The sequence below is a fragment of the Bacillus sp. ISL-75 genome (genome assembly GCF_018613095.1).
The window spans coordinates 41,223-59,768 of sequence record NZ_JAGGQX010000044.1; the positions used below are offsets into that span (position 1 = coordinate 41,223).

19 protein-coding genes are annotated in these 18,546 nt (G+C 37.8%); 15 read left to right on the forward strand and 4 right to left on the reverse strand.

The annotated features are described in order from the left end of the window. Positions 1 to 13: 13 nt before the first annotated feature. The 7 genes from J7E63_RS18185 (at position 14) to tkt (ending at position 7,594) form a co-directional block, all read left to right on the forward strand. Complete coding sequence (locus J7E63_RS18185; RefSeq protein ID WP_215014896.1) at positions 14 to 784, forward strand: SDR family oxidoreductase; 771 nt, start codon at positions 14 to 16, stop codon at positions 782 to 784. An 88-nt stretch (positions 785 to 872) separates the two neighbouring features. Further along, a complete protein-coding gene (larE, locus tag J7E63_RS18190; RefSeq protein ID WP_215014856.1) occupies positions 873 to 1,676 on the forward strand; it encodes an ATP-dependent sacrificial sulfur transferase LarE in 804 nt (267 codons plus the stop codon). Positions 1,677 to 1,829: 153 nt separating this feature from the next. Beyond that, positions 1,830 to 3,302, forward strand: a complete 1,473-nt coding sequence (locus J7E63_RS18195; RefSeq protein WP_215014858.1) for a gluconokinase — start codon at positions 1,830 to 1,832, stop codon at positions 3,300 to 3,302. Positions 3,303 to 3,326: 24 nt separating this feature from the next. Continuing rightward, positions 3,327 to 4,085 (forward strand): nickel pincer cofactor biosynthesis protein LarB, encoded by a 759-nt coding sequence (gene larB, locus J7E63_RS18200; protein WP_214713306.1) that lies wholly within the window; start codon positions 3,327 to 3,329, stop codon positions 4,083 to 4,085. After that, complete coding sequence (gene larC, locus J7E63_RS18205) at positions 4,082 to 4,993, forward strand: nickel pincer cofactor biosynthesis protein LarC (protein WP_215014860.1); 912 nt, start codon at positions 4,082 to 4,084, stop codon at positions 4,991 to 4,993. The genes larB and larC overlap by 4 nt, the downstream gene beginning before the upstream one ends. 46 nt (positions 4,994 to 5,039) lie before the next feature. Continuing rightward, on the forward strand, positions 5,040 to 5,516 hold the full coding sequence (gene larC2, locus J7E63_RS18210) for a nickel pincer cofactor biosynthesis protein LarC2 (RefSeq protein ID WP_215014862.1): 477 nt from the start codon (positions 5,040 to 5,042) through the stop codon (positions 5,514 to 5,516). A gap of 65 nt (positions 5,517 to 5,581) precedes the next feature. Beyond that, entirely contained in the window at positions 5,582 to 7,594 is a 2,013-nt protein-coding gene (gene tkt, locus J7E63_RS18215) for a transketolase (protein WP_215014864.1), read from the forward strand. Between the two features lie 50 nt (positions 7,595 to 7,644). Here tkt and J7E63_RS18220 read toward each other — a convergent pair whose 3' ends face one another. The 4 genes from J7E63_RS18220 to J7E63_RS18235 form a co-directional block, all read right to left on the reverse strand. Continuing rightward, entirely contained in the window at positions 7,645 to 7,926 is a 282-nt protein-coding gene (locus J7E63_RS18220; protein ID WP_214732019.1) for a hypothetical protein, read from the reverse strand. A gap of 7 nt (positions 7,927 to 7,933) precedes the next feature. After that, positions 7,934 to 9,214 (reverse strand): ArsB/NhaD family transporter, encoded by a 1,281-nt coding sequence (locus tag J7E63_RS18225; RefSeq protein ID WP_215014866.1) that lies wholly within the window; start codon positions 9,212 to 9,214, stop codon positions 7,934 to 7,936. 155 nt (positions 9,215 to 9,369) lie between these two features. Continuing rightward, complete coding sequence (locus J7E63_RS18230; RefSeq protein WP_215014868.1) at positions 9,370 to 10,476, reverse strand: metallophosphoesterase; 1,107 nt, start codon at positions 10,474 to 10,476, stop codon at positions 9,370 to 9,372. A 92-nt stretch (positions 10,477 to 10,568) separates the two neighbouring features. After that, the gene (locus J7E63_RS18235) at positions 10,569 to 12,743 is read right to left on the reverse strand and encodes an MMPL family transporter (protein WP_215014870.1); all 2,175 of its coding nucleotides are present in this window, start codon (positions 12,741 to 12,743) and stop codon (positions 10,569 to 10,571) included. Between the two features lie 284 nt (positions 12,744 to 13,027). Between J7E63_RS18235 and J7E63_RS18240 the strand changes: the two genes are divergently transcribed. The 8 genes from J7E63_RS18240 (at position 13,028) to J7E63_RS18275 (ending at position 18,543) form a co-directional block, all read left to right on the forward strand. After that, positions 13,028 to 13,969 (forward strand): DNA-binding transcriptional repressor DeoR, encoded by a 942-nt coding sequence (locus tag J7E63_RS18240; protein ID WP_215003866.1) that lies wholly within the window; start codon positions 13,028 to 13,030, stop codon positions 13,967 to 13,969. A gap of 129 nt (positions 13,970 to 14,098) precedes the next feature. Beyond that, complete coding sequence (deoC, locus tag J7E63_RS18245) at positions 14,099 to 14,773, forward strand: deoxyribose-phosphate aldolase (RefSeq protein WP_215014872.1); 675 nt, start codon at positions 14,099 to 14,101, stop codon at positions 14,771 to 14,773. A gap of 24 nt (positions 14,774 to 14,797) precedes the next feature. Further along, the gene (locus tag J7E63_RS18250; RefSeq protein WP_215014874.1) at positions 14,798 to 14,968 is read left to right on the forward strand and encodes a XapX domain-containing protein; all 171 of its coding nucleotides are present in this window, start codon (positions 14,798 to 14,800) and stop codon (positions 14,966 to 14,968) included. Between the two features lie 25 nt (positions 14,969 to 14,993). After that, positions 14,994 to 15,392: a cytidine deaminase gene (locus tag J7E63_RS18255; protein WP_215014898.1), complete on the forward strand. Its 399-nt coding sequence runs from the start codon at positions 14,994 to 14,996 to the stop codon at positions 15,390 to 15,392. Positions 15,393 to 15,506: 114 nt separating this feature from the next. Next, complete coding sequence (locus J7E63_RS18260; RefSeq protein ID WP_215014876.1) at positions 15,507 to 16,019, forward strand: DUF3189 family protein; 513 nt, start codon at positions 15,507 to 15,509, stop codon at positions 16,017 to 16,019. A 13-nt stretch (positions 16,020 to 16,032) separates the two neighbouring features. Then, positions 16,033 to 16,836, forward strand: coding sequence for a pyrroline-5-carboxylate reductase (gene proC, locus J7E63_RS18265; RefSeq protein ID WP_215014878.1), 804 nt, complete (start codon positions 16,033 to 16,035; stop codon positions 16,834 to 16,836). A gap of 245 nt (positions 16,837 to 17,081) precedes the next feature. Then, a complete protein-coding gene (locus J7E63_RS18270) occupies positions 17,082 to 17,504 on the forward strand; it encodes a response regulator (RefSeq protein ID WP_214713293.1) in 423 nt (140 codons plus the stop codon). Between the two features lies 1 nt (position 17,505). Continuing rightward, the gene (locus J7E63_RS18275; protein ID WP_215014880.1) at positions 17,506 to 18,543 is read left to right on the forward strand and encodes a HEAT repeat domain-containing protein; all 1,038 of its coding nucleotides are present in this window, start codon (positions 17,506 to 17,508) and stop codon (positions 18,541 to 18,543) included. The last annotated feature ends 3 nt before the right edge of the window (positions 18,544 to 18,546 follow it).

Below are 18,546 nucleotides of genomic sequence, written 5' to 3' on the forward strand. Positions count from 1 at the left end.
GGGGAGATAAATGATGTCAAAATTATTTGATTTAACTGGAAAAGTTGCAGTCGCAATTGGTGGAAATGGTGTATTGGGTTCAGCAATGGCAAAAGGCTTGGCTTCTCAAGGGGCAAAAGTTGCGATTGTAGGACGTAATCTTGAAAAAGCAGAGGAAGTTGTCAAGGAAATTGAAGAGAACGGCGGGGAAGCAAAGGCGTTTTCTGCAGATGTTAGTTCAAAGGATTCTTTAGTTAACGTTGCGAATGAAATTGAACAATGGTCCGGCGGCTGGGACATTCTTTTAAATGCACCAGGTACAAATAGTGCTACACCATTTTTTGAACTTGGTATGGACGAATGGGACAAAATTATGGATATAAATTTAAAAGGAATTGTTTTAACCTGCCAGATTTTTGCGAAGAAAATGATTGAGCAGGATAGAAAAGGAAGCATCATTAATATCTCATCTGTTTCCTCAACAACACCACTTTCAAGAGTGTTTACTTATTCCGTATCAAAAGCTGGCCTTAACAGCGTTACACAGTTTCTAGCACGTGAATTTGCTCCTAATGGTATTCGTGTCAATGCAATTATTCCAGGATTTTTCCCTGCTGAACAAAATCGAAAAATTTTAGACAAAGAACGCATTGAATCAATCATGAGACATACTCCAATGAATCGTTTTGGTGAGGCGGAAGAGTTACAAGGTGCTACCGTTTGGCTTGCTTCTGAGAAAGCGTCGAGTTTTGTTACAGGTACGCTTGTTCGAGTGGATGGCGGCTTTGGCAGTATGACAATATAATCCAAGATGCACATAAATCACCAGCCTAATAAATAAATTAACAATGGCTGACTTTAAATTGGATGAGGGATAGGGGGAGAAAAGGACCATGCTAACAGAGAAATACGAAAAATTAACGTCTATTCTCCGAGAAATGGAATCCGTGGTTGTAGCATTTTCAGGAGGAGTGGACAGTACATTTCTATTAAAGGCTGCTGTGAACGCATTAGGTGCTGAACATGTTCTCGCCATTACAGCAGACTCTGAAAGCTACCCTTCTAGTGAGCTTGAAGAGGCAAAAGTACTTGCAAATCAAATTGGTGTCAGGCACCAAGTGATTGAAACATCTGAACTCGCAATCCCAGGATACGCGGAAAACAATAAAAATCGTTGCTATTTTTGTAAAAGCAGTTTATTTGAACACATAATTCCAGTTATGGAAGAAAAGGGCTTTCAAAATGTAGTTTATGGTGTCATTGCTGATGATATGAATGAATTCCGACCAGGTATGCAAGCCGCTAAAGAAAAGGGGATACGCGGTCCACTCCTAGAAGCTAATCTTTTTAAACAGGAGATCAGAGAACTCTCTCGGGAATTTAGTTTGCCGACATGGGATAAACCATCTTTAGCTTGTCTTTCTTCAAGAATTGCCTACGGTGAATATATTACAAAAGAAAAGCTGACGAAGGTTGAAAAAGCCGAAGCTTATTTAAAAACATTCAATATCCATCAGGTACGGGTCCGAACACATCAGGATATTGCAAGGATCGAAGTAGAACCTAAGGATATGAAGGAGATTCTTGAAAATCATGACTCGATCGTGAATGCACTTCAAGGCTATGGTTACAAGTATATCACGTTAGATTTAATTGGATATCAGAGTGGAAGCATGAATAAGGTGTTATCTGAATAGCTTACTGCTCCGCTATTTGGCTTAGGTATGTACACTAAAAAAATGGCTTTGGTTCATCCAAAGCCTCTTATTTTAACGATAATATAAAATAGCAATAAAGGATCAATATAAACTCCAATATTACTTATTGTTATGTGAAAAGGAAGAGGAAGTATGTCAAGAGAAGTTGTAATTGGACTTGATATCGGAACTACAAGTGTTAAAGCATGCGTATTTGACTTACAAGGTAAATTAATCGCAGAAGCCGAGAGAATGAACACATTCAATTATCCACAGCAAGGATGGGTGGAACAAAACCCCATTGAGATTGAACAATCAGCTGTACAAGCAATCAAAGAGGCGATCCAAAAAGCTGGTATTGAGAAAACTGAATTGATTTCAATCGGGTTTTCAGCTGCAATGCATTCACTGATTTGTGTAGATGAGAATGGCTGTCCAATATCTCCCGCCTTAATTTGGGCTGATGGAAGAAGTTATCTACAAGCAGAATCAGTGATAGAAACAATGGGTAACGAGGTTTATTCAAACACAGGAACACCGGTTCATCCAATGACACCATTTGTTAAGTTGTTATGGATGAAAGAAACAAAATATGAACCCTACCTCCAAGCAAAGTACTTTATGTCGATTAAAGAGTATTTACTACAATGCTGGTTTAATCAGCGGGTTATTGATTATTCGATGGCATCTGCGACAGGTTTATTTAACCCTGACACACATACTTGGAATCAAACATTATTATCTCTAACGGATATTCATGATGGTCAGCTTTCAAGAATTGTCCCTCCAACTGAGATATTAACAGGGATTAATCCACAAATTGCGGAAAAAATGGGAATTGATCCGGAACTTCCTTTTGTGATTGGTGCTGCCGATGGCCAATTGGCTAACTTGGGAATTGGAGCGATTCTCCCTGGTGAAGTTGCGGTTTCAGTTGGTACTAGCGGGGCCATCAGACAAATCACAAAAGGCGTTAAGATAAGTGAAAATCAAGAAACCTTTTGTTATTCCTTTACTGAAGATTTTTCTATCATTGGAGGCCCAACCAATAATGGCGGGATTGCCTTACAATGGTTAAAAGACCTTTTGAACGACCAAAGAGACTTCTCCGAATTCCTTGCCGATGCAGAAAAGGTTCCGCTTGGCGCAGACGGAATCATCTTTCACCCTTATTTAAATGGCGAAAGAGCGCCGATTTGGAATCAACGGGCAAAAGGGAATTTCTTTGGATTATCTGTAACACATAAAAGAGAACATTTTATCCGAGCTGTTCTAGAAGGAATCACTTTTAACCTCTTTCAAATTGGCAAGGCATTAGAGAGGTTAGCTGGGAAACATAAAAAGATATATGCTAACGGTGGTTTATCCAGATCTCCATTGTGGCTGCAAATGATGGCAGATGTATTCGATGCGGAAATTTATGTGCCTGAGAGCTATCACAGTGCAGCATGGGGAGCAGCTTGGACAGCTTTAGTGGCTACTGGCAAAGTAAATTCATTTGAAGAGATTAAAAAGAATATTCCAATGGGTAAAGCAATCGTTCCTATTAAGGAAAATAGTGAAAAATATAGAATTATATATGAGAACTATGAAAAATTGGCAAGTGGAATGACAAAACATTTCTGAAGTGTATATTAAGGGGGAGAACGAATGCTTGAAGAAATTTTAGAGCAGGTTCAAAGAGGTACCCTAAGTGTTAAAGAAGCTAAAGAGCAATTAGCAACATTTGAAAATTTGGGATTTGCTAAAGTGGACCATCATCGTAAGAAACGTCAAGGATTCCCAGAGGTCGTGTACGGTGAAGGGAAGACGACTGAACAAATCGTTTCAATTATTCAAGTGTTACGAGCTCGAAACAACCAAGTACTCGTCACACGTATTTCCAAAGAAAAGGCAGAAATTGTCCAACGTTCTTGCCCTGATTTTATCTACAAAGAAGAAGCACACATTCTTTTTTGGAAAGAGGACCATGCGAATGAGGGGGATCCTCAAGGGTATATTGCTGTGATTTGTGCAGGAACCTCGGATTTAAGGGTTGCAGAAGAAGCTGCAGTGACGGCTGAAGTATTAGGAAGCAAGGTCCATCGTATCTATGATGTCGGTGTTGCTGGAATTCATCGCCTGTTAAGCCATGCTGAGGAAATTCAAAATGCAACGGTTTCCGTTGTAGTTGCAGGTATGGAAGGGGCACTTCCAAGCGTAGTGGGCGGACTTGTATCACATCCTGTAATTGCAGTCCCAACCAGTATTGGGTATGGGGCAAATTTTAATGGACTATCTGCCTTATTAACCATGTTAAATTCATGTGCTTCCGGGATTAGTGTCGTGAATATTGATAATGGGTTTGGCGGGGGATATAACGCAGTATTAATTGATCAACTTGCACAAAAAGGGGCCAGAAAAAATTGAAAACACTTTATTTTGATTGTTTTTCAGGTATCAGCGGAGATATGGTCATTGGAGCCCTTATCGATGCCGGAGCAGATCCCAATCGGTTAGTAGAAGAATTAAAAAAACTTCATATTGATGATGAGTATAAGTTGACATGGACAAAGTTAGTAAAGAATGGGATTACTAGTACCAAATTTGACGTGGTGTTAATGAATAATGGTCATGACCATGACCACGAGCACGAGCACGACCATGACCACGAGCACCATCATGACCACGAGCACGATCATGAACATGACCACGATCATGACCATGACCATGACCATGACCACCATCATGATCATAACCACAACCATGAACATGATCATAACCACCATCATCACAGTCATAGCCACAAACATGAGCACCATCATCATGAGCACCGTGCATATAAGGATATTGTTGGATTAATTGAGAGTGCTGGTTTTGCTGAGCCAGTGAAAGAAATGGCTTTAAAAATTTTTAAAAGAATCGGTGAAGCAGAAGGACATATCCATGGGATTCCACTAGAGAAGGTCCATTTTCATGAAGTAGGGGCAGTAGATTCGATTATTGACATTATCGGAGCTGCTATCTTAATTCATCAATTAGAAATAGACGTAATCAAGTCATCACCCATCCCAGTAGGAACTGGACGTATCCATATTGACCATGGTATTTATCCTGTCCCTGCACCGGCCACTCTTGAAATTTTGAAAGGTGTACCAATTGAACAATCGGACATTCGTTTCGAGCTCACCACTCCAACGGGGGCAGCGATTGTCGCTGTACTGGCAGAAGAATTTTGCCCCATACCATCCATGAAGGTTACATCCATTGGTTATGGTGCTGGAACGAAGACCTTTATAAACCATCCCAATGTGCTCCGTGTCATCATTGGGGAATAGAAAAGTAGCTCTTAAATCCTTTTTATGAAAGAAAGGAAATGATTCAATGGTCTCTCTTCATCCTCCCAGCAATGAGCATCTTGATGATCAGATGGTCAAAATGGAAGTTAATCTCGATGATATTCCTGGAGAATGGCTTGGCTATGTGATGGACTTGCTGTTTGAGGCTGGCGCTAATGATGTCTTCTATACCCCGATTTATATGAAAAAAAATAGACCAGGCGTATTGCTTCAATTGCTTTGCTCGATGAAACATATAAATACAATGAAGGAAATTCTTTTTAAGGAAACCACCACACTAGGAATACGCTATTATCCGTTAACAGTACACCGGTTAGAAAGAATGTTTAGGAAGGTTACAACTGAGTGGGGTGAAGTGACAGTAAAAGAAGGAATTTATGAAGGACATGTTGTGCAAAGAGCTCCGGAGTTTGAGGAATGCAAAAGCATTGCACAACTACATAACATTCCCTTGAAAAAGGTTTACGAAATGGTTTGGAAGGCTTTGGCTAATGAAAACTAAGCCTTTCAAACTGCTCTATAACAAGGTTGATATACAATATTAATAGATTTGGAGTGTAATAGCACATGACAACATTACTTAATGTAACAAAACTTGATCAATTAGCCATAAATACGATTCGTACTTTATCAATTGATGGGATCGAAAAGGCCAACTCCGGTCATCCCGGCATGCCAATGGGTTCAGCCCCAATGGCATACACGCTTTGGGCAAAAGAAATGAATCATAACCCAGTGAATCCTAAATGGTTTAACAGAGACAGGTTTGTTTTATCAGCAGGTCATGGATCAATGCTTCTATATAGTTTATTACATTTATTCGGTTACGACGTAACCATTGACGATTTGAAAAACTTCCGTCAATGGGGAAGCAGAACTCCTGGTCACCCTGAATTTGGTCATACCCCTGGGATAGAAGCAACTACAGGGCCATTAGGACAAGGGGTTGCTATGGCTGTGGGGATGGCAATGGCGGAAAGACATCTTGCAGCTACATACAATCAAGAGGGATATACAATAGTTAATCATTATACTTATGGTATTTGTGGAGATGGTGATTTAATGGAAGGTGTATCTGCTGAAGCAGCATCCCTGGCAGGTCATCTTAAACTTGGAAGACTAATTGTTATGTATGATTCAAATGACATTTCATTAGACGGAGATTTGCATTTATCTTTCTCTGAAAGTGTGGAGGATAGATTTAAAGCCTATGGATGGCAAGTGATTCGTGTAGAAGATGGAAATGATACTGATGCTATTCAAAAAGCATTACAAGAAGCAAAAACAGAGTTAAATCGCCCTACTTTAATTGAGGTTAAAACCGTGATCGGTTATGGTTCTCCAAATAAAGCTGGTAAGTCTGCTTCCCATGGGTCTCCACTTGGGAAAGAAGAAATTAAGTTAACAAAAGCTGCATATAATTGGGACAATGAAGAGCCATTTTTCGTTCCCGAAGAAGTAAAAGAGCATTTCAAGCAATTTACGCTAGATGGCCAACTCAAAGAAGATGCATGGAATGAATTATATGCGAGTTATAAGAAGGAATACGCAGAGCTTGCTAAGCAATTTGAAGCCGCGATCATTGGAAAGCTTCCGGCAAATTGGGAAGACGCCTTACCTGTTTTTACGGAAGGAGAAAAAATCGCAACTCGCGTATCATCGGGGAAAACACTGAATGCGGCAGCCAATGTTGTCCCACATTTTATCGGGGGGTCTGCTGATTTAGCAGGATCGAACAAAACACTAATTACATCAGAAAAAAATTACTATATTGATAGCTATGCAGGTCGCAATATTTGGTTCGGAGTGCGTGAATTCGCAATGGGTGCCGCACTAAATGGGATGGCTCTTCATGGCGGCGTTAAAGTATTTGGTTCTACTTTCTTCGTATTCTCTGATTACTTACGTCCAGCAATTCGTCTAGCTGCCTTAATGAAGCTTCCTGTTACTTATGTGTTTACACATGATAGCATCGCTGTAGGTGAAGACGGACCTACACATGAACCAGTTGAACAGCTAGCAGCATTACGTGCAATGCCGGGAATTTCCATTCTTCGCCCCGCGGATGCGAAGGAGACTGTTGCCGCTTGGAGATTAGCAATGGAAAGCACAGATACGCCAACAGCCCTTGTTTTAACACGTCAGGACTTACCGACATTAGCGCTTTCACAACAAACGGTTTATGTAGGTGTTAAAAAAGGTGCATATGTTGTTTCAGAAGCAAACGGCCATGCTAACGGTTTATTGCTTGCAACAGGATCCGAAGTGTCCTTAGCGATGGCAGCTCAAAAAGAGCTTGAAAGTGAAGGGATTTTTGTATCAGTTGTAAGTATGCCAAGCTGGGATCGTTTTGAGAAACAATCGCTTGAATATAAAGAATCAATCCTTCCTAAAAATATTAAAGCACGTCTTGCTATTGAAATGGGTTCGTCAATTGGATGGAGAGAATATATTGGGGACAATGGCAGCATCATTGCCATCAATCAGTTCGGGGCATCTGCGCCTGAAAGTATATTACTTGAGAAGTATGGTTTCACAGTTGAAAATGTCGTTAAATGCTTTAAGGAGCTTAAAAATTAAGTCGTTAAAACGATAATAGAAATGGCTGCCAGATTGATGGCAGCCATTTTTTAGATCCATTTAATCTCTTTCACTATTTGTTGTCTAAACAACTGGATGATAAATTCATTATAAAAGTCTTTTCTAACGATTATTTGAAACCTATTATTCGGGTGAATATAAAAATGGATATCAGTTAGGATGTTATTTGAATCAAAATACCCACGAATTTCTTCGATTTTTTTCTTCCATTTATTTTCAACAAAAGTAAGGGTAAATTCAAAATCATCGCCGTTAGCAGTTTCCTTTAAGTCGAGAAGCTGTTCGTTATATTTATACTCCACTTTCATCATACGCCCCCTAAATTAAATATCTTAGATAAATGTAAACCGTACAGATTATGATCGATAAAATCATTAATGGGAAAGAAATTAACAAGAATTTACCAAAAGTAATCGGATGACCTTCCTTCGCTGCTAGCCCGGCAACAATAACATTGGCACTTGCACCAATTAATGTTCCGTTTCCGCCAAGACATGCCCCTAATGATAGACTCCACCAAAGTGGTTCTAAATTATTTATTCCGAGTTCTCCCATATCTTTTATCATAGGAATCATTGTTGCAACAAATGGGATATTATCAATAAAGGCAGATGCGATTGCACTAACCCAGAGAATTAGAATCGATGTTGATGTAACATCCCCCCCGGTAAGGTGGACAGAGTAATCTGCTAATAACGAAATCACCCCTGTTTCAATTAATCCTGATACCAAAACAAATAGACCGATAAAGAAGAAAATGGTTGTCCATTCAACTTTTGAAAATGCTTTATCTAAATATTTTTCCCCTGTTAAGAGAAGAAGCAGAAAGGCACCGGCCAATGCGACAGTTGCTGATTCAATGTGAAGCAGTTGATGCAGGAAGAATCCCAAAATCGTCAGCAAAAGGGCAATTAATGATTTGATTAATAACTTTTTATCCGTTATTTCTTCCTTTTCATCCAGGTCCATTAGATTGGCTTTTAATTCTTCTGATGTTCGAAGCTGTTTCCGATAAATGAATGCTAATATTCCAATATTAACGAATAGGATAAAGAATGATATGGCTGTAAGATTATTAATAAATGCCATAAAGGTAAGTTCCTTCACGGCGCTGCCTAGCATAATATTCGGAGGGTCACCAATCAGTGTGGATGTTCCTCCAATATTTGATGCGATAATTTCGGTTATTAAAAAGGGAATCGGATTTACTCGAAGCTGTCTTGTAATACTGAATGTAACTGGAACCATTAAAAGTACCGTTGTCACATTATCTAAAAACGCTGAACCCAATGCAGTTATGGTACCGAGCGCCAGCAAGATTTTTAAAGGATCCCCTTTCACTTTTTTAGCAGCCCAAATAGCTATGTATTTGAACAGACCAGTCTCAGAAGTAATAGCAACTATGATCATCATACCGGTTAGCAAACCGAGTGTATTAAAATCGATATGATGAAGTGCCTTTTCCTGCCCAACAATTCCCAGTAATACCATCATAATTCCGCCGGTCATGGCAATGATCGTGCGATGGATCTTTTCTGTGACAATAAAGGCATATGTAATTAAAAATACACCAATTGCGATTAGTGCTTGAGTTGACATGTAGCGACCTCTTCTCCCAAATATTTTATCCAGTACAATAGTAAAAAATGACAAAAAGGAGCCTGTTTGACAGACTCCCCCTAATAAAAACACCAATTATATTCTACATTATTTTATAAAATTATACTTTGGATGTAAAGAAAATCTTTTAACTATTAAAGCCCCAATTTTTTAATAAAATCTACCGTTTCCTGGTGCTCAGGTTTAACTAACTTATATAGTCCTTTATCCTTCCTTACAAGAGGATTTCCTGACTCATCTGCAATGGGCCTTGTTAAAGATGTCCCTTTTACTACCCTCCACGTACTATTGATTTTTTGGATTCTGAGATCAATAATCCCAAGTCGGCTTCCAAAAGCCCCTGCCATTACAACAGGCTTTCCATTTATTTGCCCCATTTTTATGTTGGTATTGGGAGAATTTTCATAAACAGGTCCTGGGAAGACACTATGTGAATGTCCAGCTAACACGGCATCAATTCCAGGGATTTTTGTTAAATAATAGACAGCATTTTCTGATTCAGCATTATATGGCTCGTAGCTGATTCCTGTATGGGCAAGGGCGACAATGATATCCGCTCCTTTAGACTTCATGATTGGTATAAATTCTTTCGCTGTATCAACAATCGGTTTTGCAGTAATCTTCCCTTCAAGATTCGCCTTATCCCATTTCATGATTTGTGTTGGCATAAATGAGATGACCCCAATCTTCAGTTCATGTTTTCTTCCTGTTTGGTCAACCACATTCCTTTTTAAAATAACATAGGGGGTAAAATAGGGTTTATTCTTTTTAACAGAGAAAACATTTGCATTGATGACTGGCATCTTGGCCCCCTTTATGGCGGCATTTAAGAAATCTAGTCCATAATTAAATTCGTGATTACCAATGGCAATCGCATCATAGTCCAAAAAATTAAAGGCACGATAAACTGGATGTATTTTTCCCCTATGAATTCCCCGAATTCTAGCTAAATACTCTCCAAGGGGATTTCCCTTAAGGTGATCTCCATCATCAAACAATAAAGAATTTTGGACTTCATTCCTTGCAGTACGGATAAGTGTTGCAGTCTTTACAAGTCCAATTCGGTTGTCTGCTTTTGTTTGATAATAATCATAATTGATTAAAGATGCATGCAAATCGGTTGTTTCTAGGATACGTAAATCAACTACTCCTTGTTGATTTGGCGTACTTTCTGCAATTGACAAAAAGGAAGTTTGCGAAAGAAATAAAAGAAAAAGGATAAGAAAAGTTTTTTTATGCAAATAGAATACCTCCTTCAGAATCTGGCTTTAAAGGTATTCTTAGTATTCATATTTCTAATAGAATTATGATTCTTTTTGACAATCAAGTGAAATTAGGCTGGCTTTTTACTTGATCTATGTAGTCTTTTATTTTTTTTGCCAAAAAACCACCAGTTCCAATCGCCAAGCAGCTTCATCAAGGCTGGCACCAAGACCATCCTCACAATCGTCGCATCAATGAAAATTGCTATGGCAATTCCCACCCCTAATTGCTTAACTGGCATAACCCCAGTAAAAGCAAACGCACCAGTAACGACAATCATAATGGCAGCGGCTGAGGTAATAATTTTACTGGTATAAGTCAAACCAGAAATTGTAGCCTCACTATTATCTCCTGTTTTTAAATAGAATTCCTGTATTCTCGAGATGAGAAATACTTCGTAATCCATTGAAAGACCAAAAACAAGTGTAAAAACAAACACAGGTAAAATTAAGGCAATATCAACTGGTGTGATTCCTAAATGACCTTTCTGGAAAATCCAGACAACAATTCCGAAGGTGCAGCCCAGGCTTAACACATTCATTAGGATGGCTTTCAATGGAATAAGAATCGAGCGGAAAGCTGCCATTAATATTACAAACGTAGAAATGACAATCAATAAGAATCCGTAGGGAGCTTTTTGGAATATTTCTGAAAAAATTTCTTGCTCAAATTTTATGGGTCCGCCAAATGAAGCTTTTAAGCCTAAATCTTTATTAGACCAATCAGCTACCCATTGTCTTGCTTTAGAAGAATGTTCGCCTGTTTTTAAATACACCTCTATAAGCAGTTTATTATCTCTAAAATAGTAATCATAAATAGGAGCCATCTTGTTATTTTTTCCAATGGTGAGGACTTGATAAAGTTGGTCCACATCCTGTAATCCTGTGGCTGAAAATGGTGAGTTTATAGAATTTACGAGCCTGTCGTTATCAAGTTTTTTTACCACTTCACTTACTTTTTCAAGATTGTTTTTTTCAAGAATGCTGCCTTTTGTTTCTAGGACCATCGTCACTTTTTTCTCATCGCGCTGTTCTTTTGCTACGAAGTGATCCTTAAATACTTCCAAGGCAGTTCGTGAAGGGTAATTTGGCGGCAGAGATTCAGTACCGGGAATTGCTAAAACCATTTGTTTAAGAGGTATCAATCCTGCCAAAAGAATAACAAGGGCTGCAACTGTCATAAGAATAGGGCGCCTCATCACAATTTTAGCAAATCGGTACCATATGCTTGTTTGCTCGTCTGCCATGGGCAGTATACTTAATTTGTTGATCTTGGTTCCCAATATGGCAAGCAATGCAGGAAGAAAGGTTAATGCACAAACAGCAGAAATTAACACTACGGTCATCCCGCCTAGCGCAACATTTTGGAAGATATCAATTTTGATAAACCAAAGAGCCGATAAGCCAATAAAAACACAAAGGCCAGAAAAGATGATGGATCGTCCCGCGGTTGATACTGTTATTTCAAGTGCAGACTGAATGGATTTGGTTTTTAGTTCTTCTTTATATCGATTGATAAACAATAAAGCAAAATCAATACTTAGTGCCAACCCGATCATTGGAACAATATTTAATATAAAAATGGTTAAATCAGCACCATAACTAAAAAAGTAAACGGTTCCCATTGTACATAATATCGAAACCACACCGATTACAATCGGGAGAGAGGCAGCAACAAGACCTCCGAACGCTAGGATAAGAACGATTAAGGCAATCGGCAAACCGATCATTTCCGCTTTTGCTAAATCTTCCTGACTCGCAGTATTTAGGTCTTGAACAATAATGGGTTCACCAGTCATTGTGACCTTTAAGCCCTTTTTATTTTCAAGTACATCTTTTAATTGGTTAATTTCTTTTCCAAGACTCTCCGCTTTCTTGTTAAAAGTAAGAAGTCCATAGGCATAATTATCCTTTACCATCCCGTCCTGCTCGAATGGAAGAATCATTTGTTCACTGTCATGAATAGCCGTTATTTTATCAAATATGTCTTGAATGAACTTCCTGAAATTCTCATCACTAACCGATTTATCTTTTTCGAACAAAAGGATAATGGAAGATTTAGAATGTCCAAATTCTTGTTCGAGGAGTTTACGTGTATGATTGTATTCGCCTTTATACTCAAAACCATTTCCGCTAAGAACTGTCGGTAATTTTAATGCAAAAAATCCTAATAATAGGATCACTAAAATCCAAAATACCAGTACCCATTTACGTTTACGGTATATATATCCGCCTAATTGCTGCAATGTATCGCCTCCTCAAAAGGAATCATTTTCCTTATTTCAGTATACAGAAGAACTGATGATTAGCGGATGACTTTTACATGTCTTTTTGTATTGTCAACAACTCAGATAAATATCTTAATAAATGTTCCCCATATTAGATGATGAAAATTCACCGTCCTATTAAAGCCCACTTTTAAATATATTGAAATTAAATTCAAAATGTTGTTTACAAATGTAAACTATGAATGAAATCATTTGTTTTTTTTGTTACAATTAAGAAAATATTAAAACATAGGGTGATAGCAGTGGATCGTGAAAAATTAGCGAAAGTCATTGAAGCAGCAAAGTTATATTATCTATTGGATTATAATCAAAATGAAATTGCCAAGAAGCTCGGAGTTTCCCGCCCTACTGTATCCCGTCTATTACAGCAGGCGAAAAGTGATGGTATTGTCCAAATCAATATTTTGGATCCTACAGAAGATGTTGAGAATCTTGCGATGCAGCTTGAACAAAAGTTCAATCTTAAAAAGGCGGTTGTCGCTTCGATTCCACAATATGAAGATCACATCATAAAGAATTATCTAGGTGAAAAAGCTGCCGTTTATCTTGATGAAATTGTCAAGGATGACGACATAATTGGGGTGACTTGGGGAACAACTTTATACCATGTTGCGGTTGAACTCAAGCAGAAATTTGTGAAAGGAGTAAAGGTTGTTCAATTAAAGGGCGGTGTTAGCCACGCTGAAACGAATACGTATGCATCGGAGATTTTATATCTTTTTGGCAAAGCCTTTCATACAACCCCCCATAACCTACCGCTTCCTGCAATTGTCGATCATGTCGTTGTAAAACAGGCAATGGAGGCTGATCGTCATATTCGAAAAATCCTCGAGCTAGGAAGTCAGGCTAATATTGCTCTCTTTACGATTGGCCCAATTAAAACCGACTCTTTATTATTTCAGCTAGGTTATTTTACAGAAAGTGACTTGAAGTCTCTTTATGGAAAGGCAGTCGGTGATATTTGCTCGCGTTTTTTTGATGAATCTGGAGAAGTATGCAACGAGAGCCTAAATGAAAGGACACTGGGAGTAAATCTTAATGAATTAAAGAAAAAGGACCATTCCATTCTTGTAGCCGGAGGTCCGAATAAAATTGAGGGAATTTACGGAGCATTAAAAGGCGGGTACGCCAATGTGCTCGTAACGGATCAATATACAGCACAATTCTTGCTTGATAAGAATTAAAAAAAATCAATTTTTACATTTGTTCATAAATGTATTTACAAATGTTCAGTGTGTTTGATATAGTTACATTGTGATAAATGCCATAAAATCTTTATATAAATTTACAGTAAACAAGGAGGAAGATTTGTTATGACTCAAAATGTTGTTAGGATGATTGATCATACATTATTAAAAGCAGATGCAACGAAGGAAGAAATTGGTAAATTGGTTAAAGAAGCGAAAAAATATTTATTTGCATCGGTGTGTGTAAATCCTACTTGGGTAAATTTTGCAGCTAAAATGCTTGCAGATACCCCAGAAGTAAAAGTATGTACAGTCATTGGTTTCCCGCTTGGGGCAACTACATCAGAAACAAAAGCATTTGAAACAAAAAATGCCATTGAAAATGGTGCAAATGAGATAGATATGGTGATTAACGTCGCTGCGCTTAAAGATAAGCAGGATGATTTGGTTGAAAGAGATATCGCTGCAGTTGTGGGTGCTGCAAAGGGAAAAGCATTGGTAAAGGTAATCATCGAAACTTGCTTGTTAACAAAGGAAGAAAAAATAAGAGCATGTGAAATTTCTGTAAAAGCTGGGGCAGACTATGTAAAAACTTCTACTGGTTTTTCTACAGGTGGTGCAACAGTCGAGGATATCCGCTTAATGCGCCAAACAGTCGGACCTGAAATTGGCGTAAAGGCTTCTGGTGGGGTTCGCAGTCGTGAAGATGCAATTGCAATGGTAGAAGCTGGAGCAACTCGAATTGGTGCAAGTTCTGGTGTTTCAATCAGTAAAGGTGAGCAATCTTTAAGCAATTACTAAAAATACTATTGTGAGGTTTATTTGATGAGAGACGTAATAATGGCATTAATTGCCGGATTAATAGTTGGTATGTTGTTTAAATTTTTAAAGCTTCCGATACCTGCACCTCCAGTATTTTCGGCTGTCGTTGGTGTTTTCGGGGTGTACTTTGGCGGCGTCCTGCTTGAATGGATTACAAAACTAGTTCAGCATTAAATTTCCTTGGCGGAGTGTGAACATGATGGAAAAAAACGACTTAATCGTTGAAGCGAAAAAAGCGAGAGAGTTTGCCTATGCACCATATTCAAAATTCAAAGTTGGTGCAGCCCTATTATCAAAAGATGGTCAAGTTTATCATGGTTGTAACATTGAAAATGCAGCATACAGCATGACGAACTGTGCTGAACGAACGGCTTTGTTTAAGGCGTACTCTGAGGGTGTAAAACAATTTGATTCGCTCGTTGTTGTGGCGGATACCGATGGGCCAGTTTCACCTTGTGGGGCTTGCCGTCAGGTGATTTCAGAACTTTGTGATACAGAAATGGAAGTAGTGCTAACAAACTTAAAGGGTGATATTTTAAAACTCAAAGTAAAAGACTTACTTCCAGGAGCATTTTCACCTAAAGATTTAAATAAATAAGTAAAAGAAGTTTATCCTTTTGTGATAAACTTCTTTTTTTGCTTTAGTCTGTAACAAGAATTGGCAGTTGCGTTATTGTGCATAATATACATAGTAAAAATAAAGGATGATACCATGATTTATATCTATAATGATTTTGGCGGGACACATACAACTTCTTTAGCCGCGGCCTATCATTTAAAACGATTACCACAATCTGAACGGAAACTTACGAAAGAAGAAATATTAAATGTGAAATATTTTAATAAATTAACAAAAGCTGATTTTGGGAAAATTATTTTCCATGGGATCGATGAAGATGGACATTCTGTATACACTATTGGACGGAGAAGGAACAAATATGTGGTTCCTGCATTAAAAGAAATGTGTTTATTGCTGCAAGAGAAATTTAAATTTGATGAGAAAATTGTCTTCTCCAATACTTCACCAACGGTGCCTTTTGCAATGTCCATGGGGGGATTTTTCTCAAGAGGTTTAAAAATTGATTTTATCGGTGTGCCGTTATTAGTTATTGGTGCAAAACAATGCTGTGATAATATATATAGGTTGGTTGAAAATACAAAAGAAATAGGGAGAACTACGTACGCAGAAAATATAATCGTACTGGAGAATGAAATGTATAAATAGGTGGGGAGTTAACATGAAGAAAAAAATAGGTTTTATTGGAGCTGGCAAAATGGCTCAGGCTATGATGGGGGGAATTGTAAATTCACAAATGATTCCAAAAGAAAACATCATGGCTAGTGCGAATACAGAAAAAACGATTGAAATAATTGAACGAACATACGGTATTATTACTTCATTAAATAATAGGGACATTGCTAGGTTTGCAGACGTACTCATACTTGCTGTTAAACCCGATCTCTATGACACTGTCATAAAAGAAATAAAAAATGATATAAAGCAGTCTGTAATCATTGTAACGATTGCAGCCGGAATTACATTAATAGATATTGAACAGTCGTTTGGATTCCAAGTAAAGGTTGTTCGAACAATGCCTAATACTCCTTCTGTGGTCAGAGAAGGAATGAGTGCAATTTGTGCAAATGAATATCTCTCCGAAAACGAGATAAATGAGATCGAGAGTGTGTTCCACACCTTTAGTAAAACCGAACGTCTAGATGAAAAACTAATGGATGCCGTACCTGCAATCAGCGGTTCCTCACCAGCATATGTTTATATGTTAATAGAAGCTATGGCAGATGGAGGAGTAAGGCAGGGAATACCTAGGGATCAGGCTTATCGATTAGCTGCTCAAGCTGTACTGGGTGCAGCTAAAATGGTTCTTGAGACTGGCAAACATCCTGGTGAACTTAAGGATAATGTATGTACCCCAGGCGGTGCAACGATTGAAGCAGTTGTTTCCCTTGAGGAAAAGCATTTTAGAGGATCGATATTGGCAGCAATGGACAACTGCACAAATAAAGTAAAAAATCTTATATAAGCAGCAATCTCGGGATCCAATTTGATGGATCCCTTTTTTCTACTTTCAAAATTGGGGAAATTCGACAAAAATTATTATTTTTCGACACTTTCTGCATTTTAGACGTGACACATGGTTTTATTAATAATAAACTTTAGATACATTCAAACTGTTAGAAAAAAAGGGAATAGTAAAAGCAATGAATCAAATACCGAGAAGGTCTGTTCATTATAAATGAATGATTTTCAATCAGGGAGTAGAGCGTTATGGGCTTAATTAATGAAATTACCAAAAAAACCTTGTTCATTTCGGTTATTGATGATGATGCGATTATTCGAACAATACTAATGAGAATACTTAAGGTAATGGATTTTAATCATTACGAACTGAACCTTGAAGCATTTGAAAATGGTCTACAATTTTTTGAATCCAAGCGCTTAGCGGAAAAAGGAGATCATTTTTTAATACTAGATGGTGTCATGCCTGTCATGGATGGCATCGAAATCCTCCAGAAAGTAAAAAAAATAGAAAATAGAAGAAATATTCATGTCCTTATGTTGACAGGGAGAAAAAGTGAAACGGACATTGAACGTGCATTAAAGCTTGGAGCAGATGATTATATGACCAAACCTTTTAGTATTAAAGAACTTCAATCTAGGATAGAACGGTTAATCAAAGGGATGAAATAGAATGCTGAGAAATGAGTTATTTTACCTAACAATTCTAACGATAACCATTTTAGGGTTATTAATGGTTTTACTAATATACTTAACGATAAGAAAAGAAATAGAAATTAAAAACAGAAAGGCGATTGAACAATATATAGAAAATTATCAATCCATCCTTTTTACGATGCTTATGGAGGGGGGATATTCTAGGGGAATGAATCCTAAATCAGTTCTTGAACGGAAAGCCACCGAAAAACTTCTAAGCATGTATAGTAAAGTTTTAGAGGGTGAGGATGAAAAGAAACGTTTATCAGAATTAGCATCCATGTATTTAGCAGAGTATTATCATAAGCAGCTTAAAAGCAAAAAGTGGAGTCAACGGATGAACACCCTCTATCATATTGAGGATTTCAAACTAAGCCTACTTATCGATGATATACATAAGCTATCCCAGAAAAAACGAATTTCCCATGAAGAACTTATTCATACCTTGAGAATCCTAGCTTTATTCCAATATGAAAGTTTATTTGAAATGCTGACAATCCACTACAATTCTTTATCTGAATTCGAGTATCGTAATATCTTAATACGCCTCGAGCAACAACAATTTGAACAGTTTATTCTACATTTTCATAAAAGCAGCCCACCATTACAAAAAGCAATTCTTGATGTAATTTCGATGAAAAAAGAGATTAATTATCTATCTTTTCTTGAAAATATTTTTTCTACCTATAAAGGTGAAATCAAGCTGAGAGCCTTAAAGGCATTATCGGAAATTGGTTATGTAAAAAATTCAGATCCCTATTTAGAACTTCTATATTCCACCAAGTGGGAAGAAAGAATGATAGCCGCTAAACTTGTGGGTTCATTAAAAGAAGTAAAAGGTATATCGAGATTGATTGAACTTTTACATGATCAAACATGGTGGGTTCGATCGCAGGCCGGCCAAGCAATCTGTCAATTTCCAAATGGGCACGAGATTTTGCGGGAAGTATTTGAAACATCAAAGGATGCATTTGCCAAGGACATGGCCTGGGAATGGCTTCATAAAGGGGTATAAATA